The sequence below is a fragment of the Bacillus sp. FSL K6-2431 genome (genome assembly GCF_038005165.1).
In the GTDB taxonomy this organism is placed as follows: domain Bacteria; phylum Bacillota; class Bacilli; order Bacillales; family Bacillaceae; genus Bacillus; species Bacillus pumilus.
The window spans coordinates 917,535-935,422 of sequence record NZ_JBBOSQ010000001.1; the positions used below are offsets into that span (position 1 = coordinate 917,535).

Consider the following 17,888-nt stretch of genomic DNA (forward strand, 5'->3'; position numbering starts at 1 on the left):
GTAAAGTATTCCAGCGAGAACGACCTCTTTCTTATTCACCTTTTCCGATAAAGGAATCTTGCACCCTTTTCCAAAACGGAAATGGTCTAAATCGGGCAAAGCGGACATTCTCGTCTGCTACCCGGCATTGAATGGATTTGACGTCCTTATGAAGCAGCGTCAAATGATCAATGGTTACCTGAAAATCGACATCATTCCTCGGTTTAATGACACAAGTATGGTGGTCTGGTAAAATAAGCGGCGAACCGACCGTTCGAAACACTCTGTTGTTGATTGAAGCCATTTCTGCCAGCTGAATGGCTCTAATGGAAGGATGAATAATGGCGCCCCCAAGTGCTTTATTATAGGCTGTACTGCCAGACGGCGTAGACAGACAAAGACCGTCACCTCTGAATGTTTCAAACAGCTGACCCCTAATTTCAACATCTGCCACAAGTGTCCCTTCCATACTTTTAATCGTACATTCATTCATGGCTAAATATTTCTCTTCTCTGCCACCATCGTTGTATCTGACAATGACTTCTAAGATCGGATATTCCACAATGTGATAAGGGGTTTTCGCAATAGCTAAAACGAGTTTTTCAATTTCACTTGGCACCCAGTCAGCATAAAAACCAAGATGACCTGTATGAACACCGACAAAAGCTGTTTCATTCAGACGGTCGCTATAACGGTGAAACGCATAAAGAAGGGTGCCGTCTCCACCAACCGTAATGACAAGATCGGGTTCCTCTTCATTAAGTTCCATCCCGAAATCCAATAAGTAGGTCTGAATTTTACTTTTGAGTGTGTCAGATACAGAATTCCCTTTCGAAGAAACTGCAAATTTCATGAATTCTTCTCCTTTTCCACCTTGCTGCTATGAGAGGGCAGCATCATATTTGATCAAGCACAGGCTCAGCTATCGTTTTTCTTTTTCCGGGAAAATGCCACTTGTGCTTCTTGAATTTCCCCTCTAATTTCAGACATCTCATCATCAAGAAGAGATGCTGCCTCGGAAGCTCTTTGAAGGCGCAGCTTGACTTTCTCCGGGATATTCCCGCTATATTTATAATTCAGAGAATGCTCAATGGTCGCCCAAAAATTCATCGCAAGTGTACGAATTTGGATTTCGACGAGGAGCTGCTTCTCTCCATTAATCGTTTGCAGCGGATATAACACAACAAGGTGGTACGAACGGTATCCGCTTTCTTTATGCTCTGCAATATAGTCGCGTTTATCAACAACCACGAAGTCTTTTCGTGACTGGAGCATTTTTTTCACGACTTGTATGTCTTCTACAAACTGGCACATAATGCGAAGCCCAGCAATATCCTGCATCGTTTCGATTTCATGCATTGGGATGTTTTTACGCTTTGCCTTTTCTAATATGCTGGCAACAGGTTTCACTCGGCCTGTAACAAATTCTACTGGTGAATGGTCATCCTCGAATTCATACAGCTTTCGAATGCCTTTTAGTTTCACTTTTAATTCTTCGACTGCTTGTTTATACGGTGCGAGGAATTGATCCCATTGTTTTTTGTCCATGAAACTTCCCCCAATTCCATATACCTAATTATTTCAGAGGAATGTGCTCTTCACTTTCTCTTCCATATCTCCGTAATTGGCATTGTCTTTAATATTGTCGATTAAATAATGTAATTCTTGATGAAGCTGAATGAGTTCTAACAAATGTCCTCCCGCTGTCAAATAGACAGGGATGTCAAGATTCATTGCTTCTTTTAATGGAGTCCATGTATGTTTCCCTAAGATAAGATATGAAAAGGACTCCTCGTTTTCAAGTATGTAAACGAACGCAAAGTGATCAGAATCAACAAGCATTTGTCCTGATGCTTTTGCTTTTTGGATTTGCTCTTCTGACTTGGTCGTCAAAATCAGCCTGTCTTCTTTTAAAGTTGCTTCTGCGATTTCAATTCGGTTTTGCATCATGATCTCCTTTACAACAAAGTACAGCTTTATTTTATCATATCAAGTTCAATATTGATAAACCGAACTTATTGAGAAAATCCTATTTTCTTCTTATAAATGATCCTTTCACGTAATTATCCATTGATTTTGGCACATGTGGAAAGAGAAATAATAGATAAAAACAGTCTTTTACATGATGAACATACTTCATGTACAATAATCATATTTCCTCTAAATGAAAGGTTGATGTCAAAATGGCACAGGAAATTGAAATAGAACTAAAGCAATTGTTAATGAAAGAAGAATTTGAACAGTTGAAACAACATTTTCAATTGAAGGATTCGGATTTTCACACGCAAACCAACCATTACTTTGATACACCTCAATTTGATATAAAATCTCAATTCGCTGCATTAAGAATGAGAGAAAGAAACGGTCAGTGGGTTCTCACGTTAAAGGAACCACACGAAATAGGCTTGCTCGAAACCCACCAAACGATCGCTCCTCCTTCAAGCCTTGACGATTTCCAGCTGCCAAAAGGTGAAGTGGCTGACAGGCTAGATCATTTGAACATTCAAAAGGATCAAATTGTGTATTTTGGTTCACTTGAAACGTCAAGAGCAGAAAAAATGATCAAAGAAGGCTTAATTGTTTTGGATCACAGCCGATATTTAACAGTAGAGGACCATGAACTTGAATTTGAAGTGAGCGACCTGGAAATCGGACAAGCCGCATTCTCCGCATTGCTCCAACAATTCCAAATCCCTGTTCGAAACACGAAAAACAAAGTCGTACGTTTTTATGAAGAGAAAATGAAAACACAGAATAGATGAATTCCTTGAAGGAGGAACATGATGAACGTCAATCAACTTCAATCCTTTATGCAGCTCCAAGCGCTTAAAACATTACAATCAGACCCTGGACAAACGCAAATGCCGGGCGGCCAAGAATCGACTGCACAAGCTTCATTTCAGTCGCTGCTGCAAGATTTTTTAGGCGGATCAGAATTATCACGCCTGCCGCTTTCAATTTCTGCATTTATGGGAACGGACCCATCAACGGCTCCGAACACGCAATACGCGCGTACAAACCCATACTTATCTGCTATCGCTGGCGGTGAGCAGCTTCAAGCTCAACCTTCATATGCGAATGACGCTCCATTGAATACAGCAAATGGTATTGGGAATGTCTTAAACAACAGCTACACGCCGCCGCTTCAAAAGGCTGTTTCAAGCGGCTCATCATCAAAGGAAATTAATCAAATTGTGTCACAAATGGCTCAAAAACATGGTGTTCCAGAAAAGCTAATTCATGCGGTCATTAAGCAAGAATCTGGCTATCGTACGAATGCGGTCAGCCATGCAGGCGCGCTTGGCCTTATGCAGCTTATGCCATCAACTGCTAAGTCACTTGGCGTGAATAATGCCTTTGATGCGGCTCAAAACATCGAAGGCGGCACGAAGTATATCAAACAAATGCTTCAGAAATACAATGGAAATGTCTCACTCGCCTTAGCTGCTTATAATGCAGGCTCTGGAAATGTTGATAAATACGGCGGCATTCCACCATTTAAAGAAACACAAAATTATGTAAAGAAAATCACAGCACAATATTTCGCTTAAACCGAAGAGAATAACCTCTTCGGTTTTTTGTATGTCGCTTTTCACCCTTTTTTGACTGAATGTGTTATGATATGGTCAATTGATCACGGAACCCACCTCTCCCCTTATTTCCAATAGACCAAAGCGGTTTGTTTGTGGAATTGAGATGAGGTTGTTAAAATAAGTACAAGAATAGAAACATTAAAATAGAACAAACTGAATATCACTTTTGAAATAAATGAATTCACAATAGGGCGCTTCATCCTATTAACTACGAGTAAAAGGAGTAGTCAACATGGTACAATCGTTTAACGCACCTTACGAAGCGGTTGGAGAGGAACTTCTATCGCAACTTGTTGATACTTTTTATGAAAATGTAAAGTGTCATCCTTTGCTTCATCCTATTTTCCCGGATGACTTAAAAGAAACAGCAAGAAAACAAAAACAGTTTTTAACGCAATATTTAGGCGGACCCCCGCTTTATACAGAGGAGCATGGCCACCCTATGCTACGGGCGAGACATCTCCCTTTTCCAATTACTGAGGAGCGGGCTGACGCATGGCTTGAATGCATGGAGGATGCAATGGATCAAGTAGGATTAACCGGCGATATTCGTGACTTTTTATTTGAGCGACTTTCTTTAACGGCTCGTCATATGGTCAATCAAACACCTGAAAAGGATGGACGATCTTGAGCTGCAATACGCACGATCAATATTTCTCACACTGTCACGGACATCCTCAAAAGCCGATTGAAATCTATGTATTCATTGACCCTCTAAGTCCAGACTGCTGGTTATTAGAACCATCCATTAAAAAATTAAAAATGAAGTACGGCCGTTTTTTCACTTTACGAACGGTGACAAGTTCTAGTATTAATGCATTGAATCGAAAACGAAAAAAGCATTTACTGACCGAAGCATGGGGGAAATTTGCGACCAAAACTCAGACCAAAAAAGATCAAATGCTGTCTGAACAAATTGTGACTTCACCCTATCTCGCCTCGCTTGCATTAAAAGCGGCTGAACTTCAAGGTAGAAAATGCGGAATGAAATTTCTGCGACTCATTCAAGAATCACTTTTTTGCCATCAGCAAGATGTCACAAGTGAACATGTACTGCTAGAAAATGCAAAAAGCGCTGGACTAGACATCGAGGAATTCCAGCGCGATATTCATTCTCAAAGTGCTGTCAAAGCACTAAAATGTGATATGAAAATTGCCGCTGAAATGGACGTGTCTGAGCTTCCGACCTTTGCCTTTTTTAATACAGTAAACGGAGATGAAGGATTAAAAATTTCAGGTGCGTACTCTTATGATGTATACGAGGAAATCCTTTTTGAAATGATTGGTGAAAAACCAACCCCATCAGAACGGCCTCCAATTGAATGGTTTATTGCTTACTTTCAATTTGCATCTGCCAAAGAGATTGCGGTCGTTTATGACCTGACACTTGATGAAGTTGAACGAGAAATGAAAAAGCTGGCTTTCGCTAAAAAAGTCGAACGTGTACAAGTGCAGCAAGAAATGTTTTGGCGCTATAAAGAAGATGATCATCATTCAGATCTTGATGTCTATCGCTGTGAGAATGAACATGGGTGCTGACCCATGTTTTTTCTTTACTCTCCAAAAGAACATTTGTTCTATTTTTAGGTACGAAGAAACCGCGCCGGGATAAGCGCGGTTTCACTATGTCTTAACGACAACAAAGGGGATGGGAGAAATTTTTCACGGTCAAACAAAGGGGTAATGTTTGTATGTGATTAATTTCACATCTTTAGTATATCAAATTTTGTCGACTTATGACAACAGATATACTATATGTTCATATTTTTGTCACAAAACATAAGAGGGTTGTCACTTTCATATAGTGAAAGTAACGAAAAAATGGAGGGATCTGCATGCGCAGCACAACCATTGGACTTGTTTCCATTGGCTTATGTTTCTTTTTAAACATATTAGGCTTAATGAAAATGCTTCCTCTTTATCTCACATCGCCACTCTTATTTGCTGCAATACTTTTTACACTTTATCGACTGAACCACCGGAAGACCTTTAAGGGATTTAAAGGTTGATGATAATGAACGGCCTCTACATGTGAAGAGGTCTTTTTTGTGAAAAAAACTCCTGTCAAAAGATGAGTTTGCACTCACACGTCTGACAGAAGTCTTTTCATTACTCACCCGTTTTAGAGATGAGCTCTTCCATTTCTTTTAATTTTTCTTCGAACAATTGACATGCTGCTTCGATTGGTTCTTTGGAAGCCATATCAACACCCGCTTTTTTCAGCACATTGATTGGATAATCAGAGCTTCCTGCTTTAAGGAAGTCTGTGTAGCGCTCTACCGCTGGTTTTCCTTCTTCTAAGATTTGCTTGCTTAATGCCTGTGCAGCACTATAGCCTGTAGCATATTGATAGACATAATAGTTGTAATAGAAGTGAGGGATTCTCGTCCATTCTAATCCGATTTCCTTATCCACAACCATGCCGTCTCCAAAATACTTCTTATTCAGGTCGTAATAAAGGTTCGTCATGAATTCTGGCGTTAAAGCCTCTCCTTCTTGTGCTTTCACATGAATCAAATGCTCAAACTCAGCAAACATCGTCTGTCTGAATACCGTTCCTCTAAATCCTTCTAGCAAGTGATTTAACACATACAAACGCTGCTTTTTATCATCTAGATGATTCAGCAGGTATTCGCCAAGTAACGCTTCATTTGTCGTAGAAGCTACTTCAGCTACAAAGATGCTGTAGTTTCCATACGGATATGGCTGGTGCTTTCTTGTATAGTAGCTGTGGACGGAGTGCCCAAATTCATGAGCCAGTGTAAATAAATTATCAATATTATTTTGCCAGTTCATGAGGATATATGGATTTGTGCCATAGCTTCCAGATGAATACGCACCGCTACGTTTCCCTTTATTCTCATAAACGTCTACCCAGCGATTATTGAGTCCCTCTTTTAACACGGACACATATTCTTCTCCTAATGGCGCTAACCCTTTTAGCATATAATCCTTTGCTTCATCGTAGGTTAGCTTCATGCCAGCATCTTTTACAAGTGGCGTATACAAGTCATAATTGTGCACTTCATCAAGCTTTAACACCTTTTTACGCAATTCAATATAACGGTGTAATAACGGTAAATATTGATGAACTGTATCAATTAGATTGTCATATACTTCTTCTGGAATACTGTTTCGAGATAGTGCTGATTCTCTTGCCGATTTATAATTTCGTACTTTTGCATAAAAATTATCCTTTTTAATCGAACCGCTCAGTGTCGAAGCAAGCGTGTTTTTATACTGATCATACGTTTTATACACAGCTTTAAAGGCATTCTTTCTCACTTCACGGTCATCACTGTTTAAAAATGTGATAAAGTTGCCATGGGTAATTTTCTTTTCTTCCCCATTTTCATCCTTTACAGAAGGGAACGAAATATCAGCATTGTTAAACATACTAAAAGTAGTAGATGAAGTTGAGAGAGGTTCAGATGCCTCAGCTAATAAGGCCTCTTGCTCCTCACTTAAAATATGTGGACGTTCTTTATTAATTTCTTCAAGAGCATGAGAATACAGTTTTAATTCTTCTTTTTCCAGAATAAACTGCTGCAATTTATCTTCTTGAATCGATAAAATCTCTGGAACAATATAAGCAGAAGTACTAGAGAGTTGTGTAAATAAATTCGATGCTTTATCATTCAGCGCTTGAAATGATGAGTTAGTTGTATCCTCATCGTATTTCATGTGCGCATATGTATAAAGCTTACCAAGCTTTTCAGAAAGCTGATCCTGAAAGGTTAGGGCTTCATACAGTACATCAGCAGAATGGGCGAGCTTGCCTTTAAATTGGGCGAGCTTAGGAATTTCTTTTTTGACCGCTTCGAATTCCTTGTTCCATGCATCGACGCTTTCAAAAATATCTTCAAGTCGCCATTTGTTTTCTTCTTTTACTTCGCTTCTGTCTGGTAAATGGTTGTTTTTGCTTTGTGAAGTCATATGAATCCCCCTTGCATAAGTTGTGTTGAACCAACCTTTCGGAAAGTGAAAGAAATTGGTGTTGTATTTATCTTCTTTGTTTTGAACTATATTTGTCAAATCATATGCAGAAATAAATACCAAACAGACTAAAAAAATGAGAAAAAAGCGTTTCTTTCTATTCAATCGCAGCACCACCTTTTTCTTATCATGATCAAAGTGGGCATGAAACATGCTAATGAAATAAGAAAGCATCTCGTTTGAACGCTTCATCTACTGTTTGTATCGGCATTTGATTTGACGCTACTTCATAATTACCCTCTTTCGTCATGTGTAAAAACCCTTGTCTGACAAGCGCATGAACATATGATGTGATAACCTCTTTTAATTCTTCTATTGAAACATCCCCATATCGAAGCTTTACTTCTTTCATCTGGATACACCGCTTGATTTCTTTCATCAGCAGTTGAATCGTCACTGGACTGCTTCCTTTTTTCCTTATTATCCAATCATATAGACACCCCTGCCAGACATAAACGGGACTTGTAAAGATGTACGCTTCTGGCAGCGGGATAAATAATTCAGCCGGTAGAAAAGGGAAAGCTGTTTGATGATGCTCATAAAAAACGTCTCTCAACCGTTTGCTTTCATTTGATAAAATGCGAGGAGGCCGCTGCCTAAATTGCTGTATGCACCTTAGCCATTGCTTAGAAACTTGACGCTTGCTTGATGGCGGCGATAGGATATCCGAAAGTTTGCGGTATGCTGTTGGCGGTCTGACAGTCATGGCAGCACATATTTTCGTTGGTTGAAATACAAGGAGTTGAGCAAGATGGATGAATCGATTCTGGAGCGGACAATAAAAAATCAGACTTCCTTTCTGTGATTCCCTTAGCATTCCCCAATGAATGGAGGAGAAGGAAAAGAGCTGGGCAGATTTTCGCTTTAAACGATTTGCTCCTAGGACCCATATAGGGAAGAGCCCTGCTTCGCGGAGTCCTGCTGTTCTTTTACGGAGCTCTTGCCGTGAAATATTTGAGCATTGATATTCGATTGCATAGCTTGTTCCTCCAATAGAGACGGTCACGTCAGGACGCTGATGAACCATTGACACATACTTTTCAAGCACTGGTTTATGTCCCAGCTGCTGAAGCCAATTCATCATGGCTTCTTTCCCCGCCTGATGATATGCCGTTTCGCCTGAGGCTAGTGGACATGCTGTCAGCTGTTTATGTGCAAAATGATAAACACGTTGTTCACCAAGCTTTAATTGCACTTCTTCCCTGCATTCAGGGCAGTAAAATTTGCACGTTGTCCTGACATGCTCCAACCTGTTTTTAGATAAGTGATGTGTAATTCGAATAAGCTTTCCATTATCCATGATCGCTGTATTCATTCAGCTCGCCCCTTAGTTTTTGATGACCGTATTATAGCTTGTTCGTCTATAAGAGAGCGAATAGGCAAAATGAGCTTTTATTGTGTGAAAATATGATTTTACTGATGTTTTCTTGAGGAAAATGAAAAAACCCCCTGATAAAAAGGGGGAAAATACAATCTTTATAGTAATGGCGATAATAATCTTGCTGTTGATTCAAAGAGTCTTACCCTTAACGGTCTCTTTGCAAATTCTTCTGGGACAATCTCGTGCGACTGTTCTAAATCACCTAAAAAGTCGTTCACGAGCTTCTCAGTGCTTTTCGTTTTATAGAGGAAGGCATTCACTTCAAAATTCAAATGAAAGCTTCTCATATCCATGTTGGCCGTGCCTATCGAAGCCAGCTCGCTATCTACAATGATAAATTTACTATGCATAAAGCCTTGATCATATTCATACACCTTTGCCCCTGCTTCTAAAAGCTCCGGGAAGTATGAACGGGACGCATGGAAGACGATCCGTTTATCTGGATTCTTCGGTGCAATAATCCGTACGTCTACTCCGCTTAATGCAGCAATTTTCAATGCAGACAAAATATCATCATCCGGCACAAAATATGGTGAAGCAATCCAAATAGACTTTTTGGCAGAGATAATCATAGAGAAAAAGAGATTTTTAATGACCTCCCACTGTTTATCAGGACCACCAGCAATCATTTGTACGCCTTCTGTTGTAATCTCAATGTGGGTGAAATCTTTGAAGTATTCCACACCTGCACATCTCTCATTCGTCATATAGTACCAATCCTGCATGAAAATCTGCTGCAGATCACGAACAGCTTCACCCTTAATCATCAAATGCGTGTCACGCCAAAATCCATATTGTCTGCTTCTGCCCATATATTCGTCTCCAATGTTTAGCCCGCCAACAAATCCAACTTCTCCATCAATCACGACAATTTTTCGGTGATTTCGGAAATTGATTTTATTATTTAACAGTGGCAGCCTCACGGGTAAAAATGGAACGATCTGAACGCCAGCCTTTTCGAGGTCAGCAATATATTGACGAGAGAGCTTTAAACTCCCTACATCGTCATATAAAAAGCGGACAATCACGCCATTTTTCGCTTTATCAATGAGAATATCTTTTAATTCTTGTCCAAGGTCATCGTGGCGGAGAATATAATATTCTAAATGAATGTGATGTGTCGCCTTTTTGATTTCTTCAAAAATATGAGAGAATGTTTCTTCTCCATTCGTCAGGACTTTAGAGGACGTGCGATACGTAATAGGGGTATGTCCAAGTCTGTGGGCCAGCTTAAATAAGAGCTGCTGATGATCACCCATATGCGTCATTTTCTCAATCGCTTCTCTATGAATATGTTCATCTTCCTGGATTAACTGTTCGTCCAGGATGGCTTTCTTTTCAAACAACCGGCGCTTTTTGATATTGCGTCCAAAGAAAATATAGAACAAAAAGCCGAATAACGGAAAGCTGCCAAGCAGGACAAGCCACGTTATCGTTTGAGATGGATTCCGGTTCTCCAAGAATATGACAAACCCGATGAAGATAATCGATAAAGTGAACAGAACGCTGACTGAACTTAATACACTTACCGCTAAATCACCGGCAATTAATTGAATGACTAAATAAGCACCTATCGTAATGATAAGAAAAAATAGAACTTTGACTAAATTTCTCATTTCATTTTCTCCTTGCCGATCTCTTTATTTACCTATTCATTCCGATAAAAAAGCCGATTCCTCTATAGAAATCGACTTTTGTTGGTTACGAGAAGTGCTGTTGAATCGTTTCAAGGGCATTTCCTTCGATAATCAGCTGACCATATTCTTTCAGTCTGTAAATGCTGACCACTGATTCATGAGCATATTCAAGCAAAATGCTGAGCTTATTCTCCACTTGCTCATCTGACAAATCCTCGTGGAAGTCAACATATAGATAATAACGGTTTTCAAACGAATATAAACTTGAGGTAAAATCCTGCATATTTAATTGAGAAAGTGCAATCAAATCTTCAAAGTCATCCATTTTCAACACAAATTGAAGTTGAAGTTTTTTGTCCTTCTCATTATGGTCTTCTTGATCCTGCTCTTCTTTTTGAAAATCATCAAGCAGTGCGTCTAGACTTTCTTCATCTGTTTGATCTTTTTTATCTTCTGGAATCGGCAATTCGAGCTTTTGTCCATCTTTAGAAAGTTGGGCTTTCGTCACGACAATTTCAAGACCTTTGTCAAGTGCCTGCACTTGAATCCAAAGCGGTCCCTCAACTGCAAATTCTTCTTCTTCGTGCACTTCATCCATTACTTCCCAAAACAGCTCTTCACTGCGTTCACGATTATACCAAATCTCTTCACGGTCAAATCCGCGGTCTTCAATATCACCGTAGGAAATATAAAATTTCACTGTATGTTCATTAATTCTTTCGATTTCCATTTTGCCAACCTTCCCTTCTATATAAGATGTTGAAGGGACATACAAGCTCCCAATTAATAGTACTTTACTACACTTTACCCGTTCCGTCTACATGTTAACCTTTTAAAGAATTGAGGTATTGCTTCGTACTGTCTATTTTATGATAAAACATGAATAAAAGAAATAAAAACGCATTTTTTGCAGAGAAAACTTACAGAAACATATATTTGAATTGTCTTCATATATTGGTTGTACGAGCTCTATTAGACATGAGGTGAAATGGATGGAAACAGAATGGATCATATCCTTACTGATGATTATTGGCATCGATCTGATTTTAGGCGGAGATAACGCGTTGATCATTGCGATGGCTAGCCGCAGCTTGTCAAATGACAAACGCAATAAAGCCATATGGATCGGCACACTTTTGGCAGTGCTGATGAGAATTACAATGACAGGTGCCGCAGTTTATTTATTGACCATCCCTTATTTGCAATTTATCGGCGGACTTTTTCTCCTTTATATAGGATACAATTTGTTAATTGAACAAAAGAAAGAATCAATTCGCATTAAAAGCAGCGGCTCCCTTTGGCGTGCGGTTCAGACCATTGTGATTGCCGACCTCTTTATGTCACTTGATAATGTGATTGCAGTTGCAGGAGCGGCAAAAGGCAACATGCTGCTGACCGCTTTTGGCCTGATGATTTCAGTACCGATTATTATTTGGGGAAGTAAGCTGATTCATGCCGCTTTCACCAAATTCCCGTTTCTTTTATACGGAGGAAGTGCTCTTTTGGCTTTTACTGGCGGTGAAATGATTGTTCGTGATGTGAAATTGAATGAATTTATGGCTCAGCATGCAACTCTTGAATTGATGCTTCCGTTTTTAACGGTCGTCATGGTCATTTTAGCCAGCCTGTTTTACGAACAAACGGCTGAAAACAAATGAAAAAAGCTGCCAAATGATCGGCAGCTTTTCGTTTTTCTATTAGTTAGCAAGTCGCTGAGCTTCTCTTAGTTGGAATGTACGAACCGTTCTTGGAAGGAAACGTCTAATTTCATCTTCATTGTAGCCAACTTGTAGTCTTTTTTCATCCAAGATGATTGGACGTCTTAAAAGACCTGGATGCTCATTGATCAGTTTATACAATTGTTGAAGAGGCATTGTCTCAACATTCACATTTAGCTTTTGGAATACTTTTGAACGTGTTGAGATAATTTCATCTGTACCGTCTTCAGTCATTCGAAGAATTTCTTTGATTTCATCGATTGAAAGAGGCTCTGAAAAGATGTTTCTCTCTTGATACGGAATATTGTGCTCTTCTAACCACGCTCTTGCTTTTCTACATGATGTACAGCTTGGTGATGTGTATAATGTTACCATAAATCTTCACTCCTCAATTTGTAGAATGAATATTGATCTGTATTCTTAAATTAAAATTGTTCTAAATAAGTAATCTTTATAGTGATTATACTATAAAAAAGTAAGTGTGAACAGATTTTCTTGCAATTTTTGTGACAAAAACTAGACAATTTCATTCATTTTCTCGTGTTGCTTGATGTCTGAACATTCTCATTTAGTCGAGATGATCGAAAATATTTTTTTGTTTTCTATTTTCAATGACCTTCAATACATCATCAACATCCTCATACGACTGCCCATACCATTCTTCATCTTTATACGTATGGATTCGTTCATAGGTTTTCCTCATAGCCTCCATCATTTCTTCCTCATTATCTGTAAGAGGCGACCAATAAAGGATTTCCATGCGGTTCACTTCATTTGTTGCAAGTGACCTGCGTTTATAACCGATTGATTCTGCATGCTTGAAGTGCTCTCTTTGGTAAAACTTTAGGCGTTTTGCAGTATCTGCATCATCTTCATCTACAGGCTCAACCTCAAGCAAGATCGGTTTCTTTTTTTCCTTCAGCTTATGAATGAGCTTTGATCCGAGGCCTTCACCTCTTGCATCTCTGGAAACAAATAAATAATCAATAAAGATAAAATTATCAAATTCGGCGTACATCATCACATGATGAGGTCCTTCCTCCTTATGATAAACATCACTTCTTTCCTTTAATAAAGCTTCCATATGCTCTTTTGACTTCATTTCTTCTATCGGGAAGTATTCACTGAGCTTTACATACCAATTCATGGATCCGCTCCTTATGATATCGTTAAGAACCACTTCCTTAGATATTCCCGATTTCCTGCTATTTAAACGCCTGTACTAGTAAGACGCAGCAAAGTCTCCTCTAGTTTCACTTTTTTTCAAACAACAGAAAAAAAGTTTTATATCGAACGATTCATGAGTAATTGAAAACAGACAAACAGGATAAGTGTCATCCCAGTTTGGAACATGATGAAATAAAGATACTTGCTGCGCCGTGCTTCCTCTTTCTGATTGCTTGTTTTCCGGTGAAGCATATATTCCACGGAAAAAGACACGATGCCAATGAGCACCATAAATATGAGCATCCACTGTCCTCCATTTGGCTTTCTCAAAAAGGACGTTGAAAAAAGCATGAATACAATGAGAAAGTGAAAGAATGAATAACGAAACGTCTTCCATATCGACATCTGATTTCCTCCTAGAACCTGCTTGTTTTTAACTAAAAATTACCATCATCTCGTTTTTTTGTAAAATAAAAAAAAGAAGCACTGACATAGCAGTGCTCCTTCCTTCTTATAATTGTTTTGCCTGAAGCTCTTTGAATTCTTCCTCTGTGCAGCTCACAAAGTGACCTGGCTTCACTTCACGGAAATCAGTGTTTGTTCCTTTGTGAACGGACGGATCATACTTGATTCGTTTGCGGTTACGCTCATAATCTGGATCTGGAAGCGGAATCGCAGATAGTAATGATTTTGTATATGGATGAAGCGGATTTTCGTATAATTCATTCGCTGGTGCCAGCTCTACCAATTTCCCGAAATACATCACGCCAATACGATCGCTGATGTATTTTACCATGGACAGGTCATGGGCAATGAATAAATACGTTAAGCCTTTTTCTTCTTGCAGTTCTTTCATTAAGTTAACGACCTGTGCTTGAATCGACACATCTAATGCAGATATTGGTTCATCGGCAATAATAAAATCTGGCTCAACTGCTAATGCACGGGCAATTCCGATACGCTGCCTTTGACCACCAGAGAATTCATGCGGATATCTATTTGCATGCTCTTTGTTCAATCCAACAGTTTCAAGCAATTGGTACACGCGCTCTTTACGTGCTTGCTTTGTTTTCGCAAGGCCATGAATGTCGATGCCTTCTGCAATGATATCAAGGACTGTCATTCTAGGGTTCAGTGAGGCATATGGATCTTGGAAGATCATCTGCATTTGACGGTTGAACTCAAGCATTTTTTGTCTTGATTTCTTCCCGTGTACATTTTCTCCTTTATAAAGAACCTCGCCATCTGTCGCATCATAAAGTCTAATGATGGATCGGCCCGTAGTGGATTTACCACATCCAGACTCACCTACAAGACCTAGTGTTTCACCTTTGTAAATATCAAATGAAACGCCGTCAACTGCTTTCACCGTTCCTCTTGCTGTATGGAAATGCTGCTTTAAATTTTTGATTTCTAACAATTTTTCTGCCATGCTATTCACCCTCTTTTACTAATACAGGTTTTTCGTAGCTACCTTCTAGTTCACGCATTCTCGCCTTTACAGCAGCAGGCGGTTCAACTTTAGGTGCATTTGGATGAAGTAGCCATGATTTCACATAATGCGTATCTGATACTTTGAACATTGGCGGTTCTTGTTCAAAGTCAATTTTCATTGCATAATCGCTTCGGAGTGCAAATGCATCTCCTTTCGGCGGGTTTGTCAGATCTGGCGGTGTTCCTGGGATTGCAGTCAGCTTTCCTTCAGCTCCGCCATCTGTGTCTAGGCTTGGCATTGATGCCAATAGTCCCCATGTATACGGATGTTGTGGATTGTAGAAAATTTCATCCACAGTTCCTGTCTCAACAATCTGACCTGCATACATAACAGCTACACGATCAGCGACGTTGGCGACAACACCAAGATCATGCGTAATAAAGATAATTGACGTTTCAACCTTTTGCTGAATTTCTTTCATTAATTCTAAAATTTGCGCCTGAATTGTTACATCTAGAGCTGTTGTCGGCTCATCGGCAATCAATAGCTTTGGATCTGCTGCAAGTGCCATCGCAATGACAACCCGTTGTCTCATCCCGCCACTAAATTCGTGTGGGTATTGTTTGATTCTTTTTTCAGGCATTGCAATTCCAACAAGCTCCAGTAATTCAATGGCTCTTTTTTCAGCCGCTTCTTTTGAAATTTGTTCGTGCTTGAACAGCACTTCTGTAATTTGTTTCCCGACCTTCATCGTTGGGTTCAAGGAAGTCATCGGATCTTGGAAGATCATTGAGATGTCTTTTCCTCGAATGTTTTGCATTTGTTTTTCAGTTTTCTTGACAATATCTTGCCCATCAAACAGGATCTGTCCGCGCTTGAAATAACCCGGCGGCATCGGAATTAATCTCATGATGGCCTGTGATGTCACACTTTTACCAGAGCCAGATTCACCTACAATAGCAAGTGTCTCGCCTTTATTTAAGTGGAAGTTCACACCACGAATGGCTTGAACCTCTCCACCATATGTTTTAAATGAGATTGCAAGGTCTTTCACCTCTAGAATACGTTCACGTTCCATCCTAATCACTCCTTATTTACGCAACTTCGGATCTAAAGCGTCTCTTAGTCCGTCTCCAACCACGTTAAAACCAAACATTGTAATACAGATAAATGCGGCTGGGAACCATAATCTCCACGGGTAGTAAGTCATGGCTGGAATTCCGTCAGACGCCATTGTTCCCCAACTAGCTAATGGAGCTGGTACACCAAGCCCTAGATAGCTTAAGAATGCCTCCGTGAAAATAGCCGAAGGAATTGTTAGTGTCATCGTGACAAGAATTGGTCCCATTGAGTTTGGAATCAAGTGTTTAAATAAAAGTCTAGATGTTTTCGCACCTAATGTTTGTGCGGCAAGAACGTACTCTTGGCTCTTCAATTGTAAAACCTGTCCCCGAACAATACGTGCCATGTTAATCCAGCCTACAACTGTCATGGCGAGGATAATCGTTAATAATCCTTTTGGCAGAACAACCATCATTAAAATAACCATTAATAGTGTTGGGATTGCCCATAAAACGTCTGCGATACGCATCATCACTTCGTCCGTACGTCCGCCTTTGAATGCAGCAATACTTCCCCAGATAATACCGATGATCACGTCAAGAACAGCTGCTGCAAGACCGATAAAGATCGAAATTCTTGCCCCAACCCATGTACGAACAAACATGTCTCGGCCTAAATCATCCGTACCGAACCAGTGCTCTTTTGAAGGCGGCTGATCTGCATTAAGCAAATCTGTCGTAGAGTAATCATATTTAGAAAACACCGGAACGAAGATCGCCAGCATCACAACAATGAAAATAATTGTAAGCCCAACCATTGCAAGTTTATTTGCACGGAAGCGAAGCATAGCATCCTTCCATAAAGATAGACTAGGTTTAGAAATTTTTTCAGATTCTGCTGCATCAGCCGTCGCCGGCACAAATAAGTCTTTTCTCATCTCTTCCATGTGTTAGACCCCTTTCTTCGCCTTCGTCAGTTTAATTCTAGGATCGATAATACCGTAGAGGATGTCAACGACTAAAATACTGATTAATAGAATAATACTGTAGAAGACTGTGACACCCATGATGACGGTGTAATCACGGTTTGTAATACTTGTGACAAAGTGAGAGCCTAATCCAGGAATGCCAAAAATCTTCTCCACGACAAAACTACCTGTTAAAACTGAAGCAGCCATTGGTCCCATGTAAGTAATGACAGGTAACAATGCGTTTCGAATCGCGTGTTTGATCGTAACAGCTGATTTCGTTAATCCTTTCGCTCTAGCCGTTCTAATGTAGTCACTGTTTAGCACTTCAAGCATACTTGACCGTGAAAGTCTAGCGATAAATGCCATTGGCATGAAGGAAAGTGCAATAGAAGGTAGTACGGTGCTGGCCCAAGACTCCCATCCTGCAACTGGGAAAATCGCTAAAATGCTTGCCTCAGATGCAAATACATATTGTAGTAGCGCCGCTAAAATGAAACTTGGAACTGAGATTCCAAAGATCGTTAAAATAGCAATCGTATAGTCTTGCCACTTGTTATGATAGAGCGCTGCAAGGACCCCAAACAATACACCAAATGCTAATGCGAGGAGAATTGCCTCAATTCCGAGGGTAAAGGAAACGGGGAATCCAGAACCGATTAAGTCATTTACGGTTTGTCCTTTGTATTTAAATGAGGGACCAAAATCTAATTTTGCAACTGAACCTAAGTAGCTTACATATTGAACAAATAAGGGCTTGTCCAACCCGTAGTGCTCGTTTAGGTTTGCTTCAATTTCAGCAGGAAGTTTCTTCTCCCCAGAGAATGGACCACCAGGTGCTGCCTGCATGAGAAAGAAAGTTGCAGTTACAATAACAAACAGTGTGATTAAAATATATATTAATCGCTTACCGATATATTTAAGCAACGGAATTGCACCTCCATGATTTTACA

The 17,888-nt window shown here is 39.8% G+C and carries 20 protein-coding genes and 1 pseudogene; 6 read left to right on the forward strand and 15 right to left on the reverse strand.

Annotation, left to right across the window (positions count from 1 at the left end):
- Positions 1-31: 31 nt before the first annotated feature.
- From MHH40_RS04735 to MHH40_RS04745, 3 genes are all read right to left on the reverse strand, one after another.
- Entirely contained in the window at positions 32-832 is an 801-nt protein-coding gene (locus MHH40_RS04735; RefSeq protein WP_003211364.1) for an NAD kinase, read from the reverse strand.
- 65 nt (positions 833-897) lie between these two features.
- The gene (locus MHH40_RS04740; RefSeq protein WP_003211990.1) at positions 898-1,527 is read right to left on the reverse strand and encodes a GTP pyrophosphokinase; all 630 of its coding nucleotides are present in this window, start codon (positions 1,525-1,527) and stop codon (positions 898-900) included.
- Positions 1,528-1,560: 33 nt separating this feature from the next.
- Positions 1,561-1,926 carry a UPF0738 family protein gene (locus MHH40_RS04745; RefSeq protein WP_050945266.1) on the reverse strand — a complete coding sequence of 122 codons (366 nt, stop codon included), beginning with the start codon at positions 1,924-1,926 and terminating at the stop codon, positions 1,561-1,563.
- Positions 1,927-2,162: 236 nt separating this feature from the next.
- On the opposite strand from MHH40_RS04745, the gene MHH40_RS04750 reads away from it, so the two are divergent.
- The 5 genes from MHH40_RS04750 (at position 2,163) to MHH40_RS04770 (ending at position 5,581) form a co-directional block, all read left to right on the forward strand.
- Positions 2,163-2,741, forward strand: a complete 579-nt coding sequence (locus MHH40_RS04750; RefSeq protein WP_050945267.1) for a CYTH domain-containing protein — start codon at positions 2,163-2,165, stop codon at positions 2,739-2,741.
- Between the two features lie 21 nt (positions 2,742-2,762).
- Positions 2,763-3,530 carry a lytic transglycosylase domain-containing protein gene (locus MHH40_RS04755; RefSeq protein WP_050945269.1) on the forward strand — a complete coding sequence of 256 codons (768 nt, stop codon included), beginning with the start codon at positions 2,763-2,765 and terminating at the stop codon, positions 3,528-3,530.
- Between the two features lie 274 nt (positions 3,531-3,804).
- The gene (locus MHH40_RS04760) at positions 3,805-4,203 is read left to right on the forward strand and encodes a globin domain-containing protein (RefSeq protein ID WP_008355333.1); all 399 of its coding nucleotides are present in this window, start codon (positions 3,805-3,807) and stop codon (positions 4,201-4,203) included.
- A complete protein-coding gene (locus tag MHH40_RS04765) occupies positions 4,200-5,111 on the forward strand; it encodes a ClpXP adapter SpxH family protein (RefSeq protein ID WP_050945270.1) in 912 nt (303 codons plus the stop codon). The genes MHH40_RS04760 and MHH40_RS04765 overlap by 4 nt, the downstream gene beginning before the upstream one ends.
- Before the next feature lie 296 nt (positions 5,112-5,407).
- Positions 5,408-5,581: a hypothetical protein gene (locus MHH40_RS04770; protein WP_226805021.1), complete on the forward strand. Its 174-nt coding sequence runs from the start codon at positions 5,408-5,410 to the stop codon at positions 5,579-5,581.
- A gap of 100 nt (positions 5,582-5,681) precedes the next feature.
- Here the strand turns inward: MHH40_RS04770 and pepF are convergent, their stop codons facing one another.
- From pepF to MHH40_RS18830, 5 genes and pseudogenes are all read right to left on the reverse strand, one after another.
- Positions 5,682-7,508 (reverse strand): oligoendopeptidase F, encoded by a 1,827-nt coding sequence (pepF, locus tag MHH40_RS04775; RefSeq protein WP_284906233.1) that lies wholly within the window; start codon positions 7,506-7,508, stop codon positions 5,682-5,684.
- 214 nt (positions 7,509-7,722) lie between these two features.
- Positions 7,723-8,883: a competence protein CoiA gene (locus tag MHH40_RS04780; RefSeq protein WP_050945274.1), complete on the reverse strand. Its 1,161-nt coding sequence runs from the start codon at positions 8,881-8,883 to the stop codon at positions 7,723-7,725.
- Between the two features lie 161 nt (positions 8,884-9,044).
- On the reverse strand, positions 9,045-10,565 hold the full coding sequence (gene cls, locus MHH40_RS04785) for a cardiolipin synthase (RefSeq protein ID WP_050945276.1): 1,521 nt from the start codon (positions 10,563-10,565) through the stop codon (positions 9,045-9,047).
- 85 nt (positions 10,566-10,650) lie between these two features.
- Positions 10,651-11,316, reverse strand: a complete 666-nt coding sequence (gene mecA / locus MHH40_RS04790) for an adaptor protein MecA (protein ID WP_050945278.1) — start codon at positions 11,314-11,316, stop codon at positions 10,651-10,653.
- Positions 11,283-11,403 (reverse strand): annotated as a pseudogene (locus MHH40_RS18830) (hypothetical protein); the annotation flags it as partial. The gene mecA and the pseudogene MHH40_RS18830, both read right to left, overlap by 34 nt.
- A gap of 175 nt (positions 11,404-11,578) precedes the next feature.
- Between MHH40_RS18830 and MHH40_RS04795 the strand changes: the two are divergent.
- Positions 11,579-12,244, forward strand: a complete 666-nt coding sequence (locus tag MHH40_RS04795; protein WP_050945279.1) for a TerC family protein — start codon at positions 11,579-11,581, stop codon at positions 12,242-12,244.
- A gap of 39 nt (positions 12,245-12,283) precedes the next feature.
- Here MHH40_RS04795 and spxA read toward each other — a convergent pair whose 3' ends face one another.
- The 7 genes from spxA to MHH40_RS04830 all read right to left on the reverse strand — a co-directional run bounded on the left by spxA (position 12,284) and on the right by MHH40_RS04830 (position 17,862).
- Complete coding sequence (spxA, locus tag MHH40_RS04800; RefSeq protein ID WP_003211421.1) at positions 12,284-12,679, reverse strand: transcriptional regulator SpxA; 396 nt, start codon at positions 12,677-12,679, stop codon at positions 12,284-12,286.
- 193 nt (positions 12,680-12,872) lie between these two features.
- On the reverse strand, positions 12,873-13,451 hold the full coding sequence (locus MHH40_RS04805; RefSeq protein WP_050945280.1) for a GNAT family N-acetyltransferase: 579 nt from the start codon (positions 13,449-13,451) through the stop codon (positions 12,873-12,875).
- Positions 13,452-13,588: 137 nt separating this feature from the next.
- Positions 13,589-13,876 (reverse strand): hypothetical protein, encoded by a 288-nt coding sequence (locus MHH40_RS04810; protein WP_050945281.1) that lies wholly within the window; start codon positions 13,874-13,876, stop codon positions 13,589-13,591.
- Between the two features lie 106 nt (positions 13,877-13,982).
- The gene (locus tag MHH40_RS04815; RefSeq protein WP_050945282.1) at positions 13,983-14,903 is read right to left on the reverse strand and encodes an ABC transporter ATP-binding protein; all 921 of its coding nucleotides are present in this window, start codon (positions 14,901-14,903) and stop codon (positions 13,983-13,985) included.
- 1 nt (position 14,904) lies between these two features.
- Complete coding sequence (locus tag MHH40_RS04820; protein WP_003211577.1) at positions 14,905-15,984, reverse strand: ABC transporter ATP-binding protein; 1,080 nt, start codon at positions 15,982-15,984, stop codon at positions 14,905-14,907.
- Positions 15,985-15,996: 12 nt separating this feature from the next.
- On the reverse strand, positions 15,997-16,914 hold the full coding sequence (locus tag MHH40_RS04825) for an ABC transporter permease (RefSeq protein WP_050945283.1): 918 nt from the start codon (positions 16,912-16,914) through the stop codon (positions 15,997-15,999).
- A gap of 3 nt (positions 16,915-16,917) precedes the next feature.
- Positions 16,918-17,862, reverse strand: a complete 945-nt coding sequence (locus MHH40_RS04830) for an ABC transporter permease (protein WP_050945284.1) — start codon at positions 17,860-17,862, stop codon at positions 16,918-16,920.
- Between the last annotated feature and the right edge of the window lie 26 nt (positions 17,863-17,888).